General features: G+C 61.6%; 1 protein-coding gene (running past one end of the window). It reads right to left on the bottom strand.

The features are described 5' to 3' along the window. Positions 1 to 9,451 carry part of the coding region annotated (locus tag BC363_RS36395) for a peroxidase family protein (RefSeq protein ID WP_065793336.1) on the bottom strand (this coding region is incomplete at its 3' end). The annotated region extends 3,653 nt beyond the left edge of the window, so 9,451 of the 13,104 annotated nt are shown. Between the last annotated feature and the right edge of the window lie 160 nt (positions 9,452 to 9,611).

The following is a 9,611-nucleotide window of genomic DNA, read 5'->3' as shown; positions in this document are numbered from 1 at the left end:
TGGCGTCGGCCCTTGCATAGATGCGGAAGGTTTCCGCGGTCGTGTTGCCTAGGACACGAACGATATCGAGATCGCGCCCGCCATCGATGATATCGCGTCCTTCGGTGGCAACGACGGTGATGGTGTCGTTGCCTCGGTCGGCGGCGATCCTGTCGTTGCCGGGGCCGCCATTGATCTGGTCGTCATCGCGACCGGCGTCGATCGTATCGTCGCCCAGACCGCCATTGACGATGTCGTTGCCACGATCAGCGAGGATCGTGTCGTTGCCGTCGCCGCCATTGACGGTATCGTCGCCGCGGCCGGCGTCGATGATGTCGTTGCCGCCGCCGCCGTTGACTGTATCGTTGCCGCGGTCGGCGTTGATGATGTCATCGCCTGCACCGCCGTTGAGCGTATCGTCGCCCCGCGTTCCCACGACCGTGTTGGGTGGGGGAGGTTCAAGCCCGACACCCACTGTGGGCGCCGAGAACACCTCTTCCAAAACCCCATTGGCGTCCTGGTAGATGGCACGCACGCGCAATGCGAGTCCGGCTAAATCCGCGCCAGGCGTGAAGGTTGGTCCGGTCGCATGCACATCCCCCAGACCTGTGGCAATGATGATGTCTTCGAAGATGCCGGTGCCGGGGCGCGATTCGAACTGCCAGAAGTATGTCACTGGCCCGGTGATCACGCCGCCAGGGTTGTCGGCATCGCTCACACCCGCGATCGATACCTCCAGGAGTTGACCCTCGGACGGTGTATTGTCCGGAGTGGCCGTTGCCGCGTCGCGGATCGAGAGCAGGCCCACCGGCTCGCTGTTGATACCTCCAAGTACGATCGATTGGTCAGCAAACCGCAGCCGCTCGATGTTTGACAAACGATCGGTTCCGTCCGGGCCAGCGACGCCTCCGACAATGTGCGATACCGTGATGAAGCCGTTGATATCAGGCGTCGGCAGGTTGGCCGGGTCAAAGACCTGTCCATTGAAGCGATAGTTAGCCAGGACATCCGAGAACACCGCCGTGTCGAAACCAGGGCCATCCGCCGTCAAGATCTCACGGACGATTGTGAGTTGTCCGGGATTGATTTCACCGGAGAACACACGGCCGGTTAGTTCACTCATGCTGTCGACGCTGAAGAGTTCCTCGCCGGTGCCGTTTGCATTCGCGCGCACGCTGATGCGCACATTGAGCGAGCGGTCGCCGTCGATAAGATCGTCGCCGCCCCTGCCTTCAATGAGATCGCTGCCGTCGCCGCCGAGGATGATGTTACCCGAGCCGAACTGATCGTCGGCGGTGCCGACAATGCCATCCGATCCGGCAGCAACAGCGCCGACGAATTGCTGCAGGCCAGCGATAAGGCCGAAATTGGTAAGCACGCTGCCGGTAAAACCAGACGAAGCAATCACGGCTGCGTCGGCATCATCGCCGCGCAGAATGTCGCTTAGGGAGGATCCCGACAGGCCTTCAGCCGATTCAAACCGCGCAAGAGCCGATGCCGCCGTCAGTGGCACGGGCGTTTCGTCGAAGGCGCGGAGATTCAGGTCGACATTTGCGGCCAACGAGTCGTGCTTGAAAACGGCCCAGTCGAAACCGGACCCGCCGATGTAACGGTCCACCTGGCCGCCATTGCCGACCATGATGTCATCGCCGCCCTCACCCAGCATTCGGTCTGCGACACTGTCGCCGATGAAGACGTCGTTGCCGATGATTGAATCCAGTCCGCGCGTGTCGAAATTTTCGCCGGCGCTGCCATCGGCCATTCCATGCTCGATCCAGTCGTCGCCTTCGTTGCCGAACACCATTTCGTCCGCCCGAGTGCCCATGATGAAGTCGTTACCAGGGCCGCCGAAGGATTCATTGCTGTCCTCGCCGGTAACGATGAAATCGTTGCCGAAACCGCCAAGCATCAGATTGATGCCATTGCCGGCATGGATGGCGTCGTTACCATCGCCGCCCTGAAGGTTGTCGTCGCCGCCAAGGTCGGTGATGATATCGTCGCCAGCGCCGCCGAGGATCATGTCGACGCCGTCGCCACCTTCGAGCCTGTCGTTGCCGGCGTCGCCATAGAGCGTGTCGTCGCCGATGCTCGAGATGATCGTGTCGTCACCGGCCGTACCGCCGAGGACAACATGATCCTCGCCGGTATACCGCAGGTAGTTGGTATCGGCACCTGGCGTTGCCGGGTTGTCCCGAATAACCAGCGGCGTCAGAAGGATGCCGCCAAGCGGATCAGAATTGCCGGAAATCCCATCCAGGCCAGCGACATCGTCAGCCGTACCCTGAATTCCGTCGGCCCCGGGTTCGTTCAGTTCGGTGAACTGCTTGGTCGGGTCGACCTCAAGAATAAAGCCAGGCGTCGAGAACACGTCGCCAGGCAGATGCGTGGCGTCGGTGTTGGCCATAATCAATTTGGCGAACGAGTTGTTCTCCAGCTCGGTGAGGAAGTTCAGTCCGGCCGTACGCTCGAGGTAGTAGAAACGATCGCCATTCTGCAGCTTCTCCATCTGGTTCTCGAAGACGAAGTTGAAGGTCGAGCCCAGCAGGCCACCGAACGGCATCTGCTTTTCGGCGAGGCCGCCAACCCACAGGTCGATTGCATCGACGCCGGTGGTCGTCACCCCGGTAACGGGGTCATTGGCATAGATGCCGGTGCCGTTGAGGAAGGCGATGCGATCCGCCTCGTCCGCGGTGAACGTCCTCTCTACGCCGCCTGCGCCTCCCGCGTTGATCACCGCGCTTCCGCCCAGAACCAGAGCGGCGGCAACGGCGCGTTTTTCCGCAAGCGTGTCGACGTCGGCCTCCGTCAGGGCGGCATGCGAGCCATACGCCGCGATGAAATTGACCACCGAGGATTCGTGCTTCAGGTTGGCCGCAAGCTCGACCCAACTCGCATATGGCTTGAGCTGGCCGTCGCCGGTGGCGTGGTAGAATTCACGGCGCGCCGCATTGAGCGACGGCACGCCCGTATCGCGCCCGCGCATCAGGTTGATGGCCGGCAGATCAAGCGGCAGGCCAAGAAGGTTGTTGCGCAGCGCTTCGGTAACGAATTCGTCGATCTCATTGCCGGCCTGGCGGGTCATGCCGCGCACGATGGCGCCGGCCGCCTGTTCGGCGGTCAAGGCACCGTCATTGTTGAACGCGACCGGGTTGAGGAAGGCCTCGATCAGGCCGATCTCACTCGACTGGAAGTTGGGGTCGAGGCGATTCACGGTTTCCGTCAGCATCGAGTGGCCGAAGCGATAGACCACATGGGCGAACTCGGCAACGATCGCGGGATTAATCGTGGCGTCGTAGCCCTGGCCTTCGGCGAGGAACACGTCGACCTGCGGCTGCACCTTGCGCGCGAATTCCTCGAACACCAGGTGCTGGTACTGCATCTCGGTGGCAAAGCGCGCCGCCTGGAACAGGCGCTCGCCGTTCCACGAGCCATCGGGCAACTGCCACTGGGCGATGAAGGCGGGATCGTTAGAGGCGAGAACGACATCCTTGGTGTGCTGAACCATCCGGTTGTGTTCCGAATGGAAGATGTGGTGCACGGTGGTCAGGCCGATGTTCTCGTTGCCGCGGCCATCGCCAGTGATGAAGTGGCGATCGAGCAACTCGTTGTCGTAGGTGCCCGGATTGTTGTCATCGCCAATGCCGGTGTCGGCGTCGGCCGTCAGGAGCGCGCCGGCCGAATTGCGTGGATTGGCGCTGTGCGCGATGTCGTCGAGGAAGGCATGGTTGGTCCGGATGACATCGACGGGGACAGCGAGGCCACCGGCGACCCCTTCGACTAGTCCGCCTGCGGTTACAAATTGCGCCAAGCCGTTCGCGCCCGGAATGAACTTGCCGTAGGGATCAGTGGCAAGCATCGGCAGGTTGGTAACGTCCGCGTCCGTGAGGGTGATGCCAAGCATCAACGCTTGCGCTTTGACGTTGGCCCAGGTCGGCAGGCCGCCGTCAGCGCCGTCGAGCATCTGCCCTGTCGCGACCGGGTGATTGTTCGCATCGAGCGCGTACTCGCGCAGGAACACCTGATGCGAGGGATGTGAGGTATAGGTCTGGTTCTGATCGACGAAGGGCGTGGTCTGGTTGTTATGCCTGTGGATGTCGTCGGCCGTCCCGAGGACGCCGTCGGCGCCTGCCTGGACGAGCGTATTGGTTGCCCGGCTCAGCACCATGAAATTCGTCGGGCTACCCTCCACGTAAAGGGGATCGTCAGGCTGCAACGGGACAAATATCGTGCCGTTTCCGCCCTTGTTGACGAGGTCGAGGCCATGGTCGAAGAACTGGCCAAAGAAGGTGAACCAGCCATTGAACCCCGCCGACAGGCCTTCGTCAGGCGCCGTGTTGGGGACGAATAGCGGTTGGCCGGCGGGAATGGGAACACCATTCAAATCGAGCAGGACGCCATTGACATCGAGCGTTCCGAGGCCCGCCGCGACGAAGGCCTCGACGGCCACCGGGTTGGTGATCGTCTGGTCGACGATCAGATTGGAGATGATGCGCGGATCGGCGTCGACGACGTTGGTTGTGGAGGCGTAGTTGGTATTGGTAATCAAGCCCCCGGGGGCTGGGCCATTCGCGTCGAACGTGTCGCCGTCCTGGTCATTGCGGAACTGCTGATCCAGCAGGGACGGGAAATTTTGGTCGGCAGCGCCGAAGTCGGTCTGGCCCTGAACCAGGTTGTTCAACGAACCGTCCACCGTGCGCAGGCCAAAAGGCAGCCTGGTGTTCGGCAGCAGCGAGCGCAGGTCCTGTGCCGGGGTTCCATAAGCCCCCGAATGCGCTTCAGCGATCAGAATCTGGTCAAGTATGAACTGCAGATCGCCGCGGATCAGATGGATGCCGGCGCTGGTGACCGGCGTTTCGGCCGGAATCGGCGCAGGCGGCGCCGCCGGTGCACCGGCAGCGACGGCCACGGTCGGCGCGGAGAAAACCGTCTCCAGCACGCCATTGGCATCCTGATAGACCGCCTTGGCGCGCAGTCTCAGCCCATCGAGATCGGGCGTGATGCGGAACGTATTGCCGAGCGCCGTGCCGGGGTTGCCGCCGCCAAAGTCGACGATATCCTGGAAGATGCCCGAGCCGGCGATGGCTTCCGATTGCCAGATGATGCTGATCGGACCGGTAATTTCTCCCGTGCCCGGATTGTCGGCGTCGGTGACGCCCGCCGTCGAAACCGTCAATACCTGATTGACGGCCGGCGTGAGGTCGTCAAGCACCAACAGGCCAACCGGATCATTGTTGAGACCGGCCACGAGTGTCACGGACTGGTCCGCAAATTGCAGCCGCTCGACGTTCAGGAGGCGGTCGGCGCCATCTGCGTCGACACCGATGACTACTCCATTTCCATCAAGCAGATTGTGCGTGACAGTCGTAACACCGCCAAGGCTGGTCACGACAGTGTAGTTGGCACGATTGTCGGAGAATACGGCCGTATCGAAGTCGGCGTCGCCGGTGTTGATCTCGCGAACGATACTGAGCTGGCTTGGCTTGATTTCACCCGAAAGCATATAGGGCACAAGCTCTGTCAGACTGTCCACACTGGTGATGACGGGCTGGCCCGGCTGCGGCGTGTGGCCGGTCACCGAAATCCGCACGTTCAACCAGCGGTCGCCGTCGATGAGGTCGTCACCGCCGCGGCCTTCGATAATGTCGCTGCCGCTGCCGCCGAGGATGATATTGCCGGCGCTGAACGAAGTGACGCCCGTCGTCGACAGAATCTGGTCGAGAAACGCCTGCAGATCGTCGATCAGGCTGATATTGGTGAGCGCACTGTTCTGTGGCCCGGCAACGTTGATCTCGGCCGCGTCGGCATCGTCGCCGCGCAGGATGTCGCCAAAGGCCGATCCAGTCAGGCCCTCCACCTGGGCGAACCGGTCAAGAATACCCTGGTTGGAGGGCGTTACCGGTGGCTCAATGAAGTCGTTGACATTGAGGTCGACGGTCACGCCGAACGCATCGTTCTTGTAGCTGGCCCAGTCGAAGCCGCCACCGCCGCCAAAATGGTCTTCGCCGTCGGACATGACCATGATGTCGTCGCCGCCTTCGCCGTCGACTTCGTCGAAGCCGCCGCCGGTGATGAAAACATCGTGGCCGATGACGGTGCCCGCCTCCTGCGGGTCGAAATTGTCGCCGCCCGCGCCATCGGATGTGCCGATCTCGATCCAGTCATCGCCCTCATTGCCGAATGTCGGCAGGTTCATCTGGGCGCCCAGGATGAAGTCGTTGCCGGTGCCGCCGAAGGTCTCGGAAACGTCCTCGCCGGTGATGATGAAGTCGCTGCCAGCCCCGCCGAGGATCAGATTGAAGCCATTGCCGCCGTGAATGACGTCATCGCCGTCATTGCCCTTGAGGACGTCATCGCCGCCCAGGTCGGTAATGATGTCGTCGCCGGCGCCGCCTTCGATATTGTCGACGCCGTCGCCGCCCTCGAGCCGGTCATTGCCACCGTCGCCCAGGAGCGTGTCATCGCCGATGCTCGAAATGATAATGTCATCGCCCTCGGTGCCGCCGAGAACCACGTGATCCTCGCCGGTGTAGTGGAGGAAATTCGTATCGACGACCGCAGTCGCCGGGTTGTCGCGAATGACGAGCGGAATGAGGGCAGAGCCGCCGAGAGGATCAGAATTGCCGGAAATCCCGTCCAGGCCAGCGACATCGTCAGCCGTACCCTGAATTCCGTCGGCCCCGGGTTCGTTCAGTTCGGTGAACTGTCGGGTCTGGTCGACCTCAAGAATAAAGCCAGGCGTCGAGAACACGTCGGCAGGTAGATGCGTGGCATTGGTGTTGGCCATAATCAATTTGGCGAAGGAGTTGTTCTCCAGCTCGGTGAGGAAATGCATGCCGGCGGTACGGGCAAGGTAGTAGAAGCGATCGCCATTCTGCAGCGCCTCCAACTGCGTCTCGAAGACGAAGTTGAAGGTCGAGCCCAGCAGGCCACCGAACGGCATCTGCTTTTCGGCGAGGCCGCCAACCCACAGGTCGATTGCATCGACACCGGTGGTCGTCACCCCGGTCGGGGAGTTGGCGTAGATGCCGGTGCTGTTGAGGAAGGCAAGCCGGTCGGCCTCGTCCGCGGTGAACGTCCTCTCTACGCCGCCTGCGCCTCCCGCGTTGATCACCGCGCTTCCGCCCAGAACCAGAGCCGAGGCAATGGCGCGTTTTTCCGCAAGCGTGTCGACGTCGGCCTCCGTCAGGGCGGCATGCGTGCCGTAGGCGGCGATGAAATTGATGACCGACTCGGGATGCTTCAGGTTCTGCACCAAGTCGACCCAGCTCGTATAAGGCTTGAGCTGACTGTCGGAAGTCATTCCGTAGAATTCACGACGCGCGGCATTCAACGATGGCACGCCGGTATCACGACCACGCGCAAGGTTGATGGTCGGCAGATCAAGCGGCAGGCCAAGAAGGTTGTTGCGCAGCGCTTCCGTGACGAACTCGTCGATCTCGTTGCCGGCCTGGCGCGTTACGCCGCGCACGATGGCGCCGGTCGCCTCTTCCGGCGTTGGACCGCTTGCGGCAAAGGCGAGTGGGTTGAGGAAGGCCGCGATCAGGCCAATTTCGCTTGATACGAAATTGGGATCGAGGCGGTCGATTGTCTCGGTCAGCATCGAGTGCCCGAAGCGGTAGACCGTATGTGCGAACTCGGCAACGATCGCGGGATCGATCGTCGTGTCGAAACCTTCAGGCGCAAGAAACGCATCGACCTGCGGCTGGATCTTGCGCGCGAACTCCTCGAACACCAGGTGCTGGTACTGCATTTCGGTGCCGAATTTCGCCGCCTGGAACAGGCGTTCGCCATCCCACTGGAGCGTGGCGATGTCCGTCAGCGCCGGGACCGTCAGCACGTCGACCACCAGCCATTCATTGAGGAAGGCAACCGCCTCAACCTGCGTCGCGCCACCGGCAAGCAGCGCCTGGGCATCGCTGACAAGGACTTCCTTGGTATGATCGGCCAGCCGGTTGTGTTCGGAATGGAAGATCGAATGGACGGCGGTGAGGCCGATATTCTCGTTCACGCGGCCGTCGCCGGCGATGTAGTGCGCGTCGAGCAGCTCGTTATCGTAAAATCCCTGTTCCGGAGGTGTGCCACCTGCGACAGTGTCGACGTCCGGGGTCAATGCCTGAGGTGGTGTTGCCGGATTGCCGTCATGGTCGCCGAAGGGGTTGGCGGAATGCGCGATGTCATCGAGGAAGCCGTGTCCGGTGCTGATCGCCTGGGACGCGTTGACCGGCAATGCCGGATTGCCTTCGACAAGAACCGGGGGAGGCCCGGCCGCGACGACGAGTTGTGGAAAGCCGTTTTGGCCCCTGATGAAGTTGCCATAAGCATCCGTGGCAAGCAGAGGTACGCGAAGCGCGTCGGCGTCGGTCAGGTTGATGCCGAGGATGTCGCGCGCCTGCGCCTTCACGACGGCCCAGGTGGCCATGCCGCCGATTTCTTCGTCATCGGCCGTGCCGTATATGCCGTCGGTTCCGAGGTCGCGATTGGTGATCAGCCTGCCGGTAGGCACCGGCCTGCCATTGGCATCCAATTCATAGGCGCGCAGGAAAACCTGATGCGAGGGATGCGAGGAATACGTCTGGTTCTGGTCGACAAAAGGCGATGTCGTGTTCATCGCCTCGTGGGTTGTGTTGTCGACGGACTCGTCAACTGCCGTCGTCGGATCATCGTTAAGAATGCCATCGGCGCCCGGCCCGGCAAACTGGGTCGCCCGCGTCAGCACCATGAAGTTTGTCGGGCTGCCCTCGACAAAGAGCGGATCATCCGGCTGCAGCGGGATGATCACGACATCATTCCCCCCCTTGGTCACGAGGTCGAGACCATGGTCGAAGAACTGGCCGAAAAAGGTGAACCAGGAATTGAATGGCGCGGACAGGCCTTCATCCGGCGTGGTATTGGGAATGAAGAAGACGGGCTTGTCGTCGGCCGTGCCAAACTGGCCATCCAGACCAGGGCTGGTAGCGATATTCAGGCCAAGATCCGTTACCGTTTGATCGAACGCCTGCTGGGCGGCTATCACAGCCGGGTCTGACGTATTGCCGCCGGCATTGGCCTTGGCCGTCTCCAAAGCCTGGAGGGCAGTGAGGAAGGAGGCGCTGTCTCCGGTAATGTCCACAGATCCGGCATTCTGGAGGGCGGCCGCAATCGCCGCCGGATTGTTCAACGACTGGTCGACGATCAAATTGCTGATCGTTCGCGGCTGCGAGTCGATGACTGTGCCACTCGTCTGCGTATATGAGGTTCCAGCTTGGGCATCACGGAACACCGGGTCCGTCAGGCGCGGGAAGATGTTGTCGGCCGCGCCGAATTCGCTCTGATCCGCAAAAAGATTGTTGAATGATCCATCAACCGTCCGCAGACCGAAGGGGACGAACGAGTTCGGGACCAGGGTTTTCGGATCAGATCCGGCCGCGTGGGCCTCCGCGAGGAGAATTTGCTGCAGGATGAATTCCAGGTCCGAGCGAATAAACTGTACCATGCCACCCTCCCAATGATTGCCTTCGCCTTGGACAAAGCTTCGCCTTCGCACCAAACGAAGTGCGCTGCCGGCTGAACACGCTGCCGAAGCCATGGTTGCGACAGTTGTTAGGCCCTGCACGGACCAATCGTTGATGATTATGCAAGCTTGAGCATCTGTA

Origin of the sequence: Ensifer sp. LC384 (assembly GCF_001695865.1) — a bacterium.
GTDB lineage: Bacteria > Pseudomonadota > Alphaproteobacteria > Rhizobiales > Rhizobiaceae > Ensifer.
Note: the sequence above shows the minus strand (reverse complement) of the source record. Positions and strands in the feature narration are given on the sequence as shown.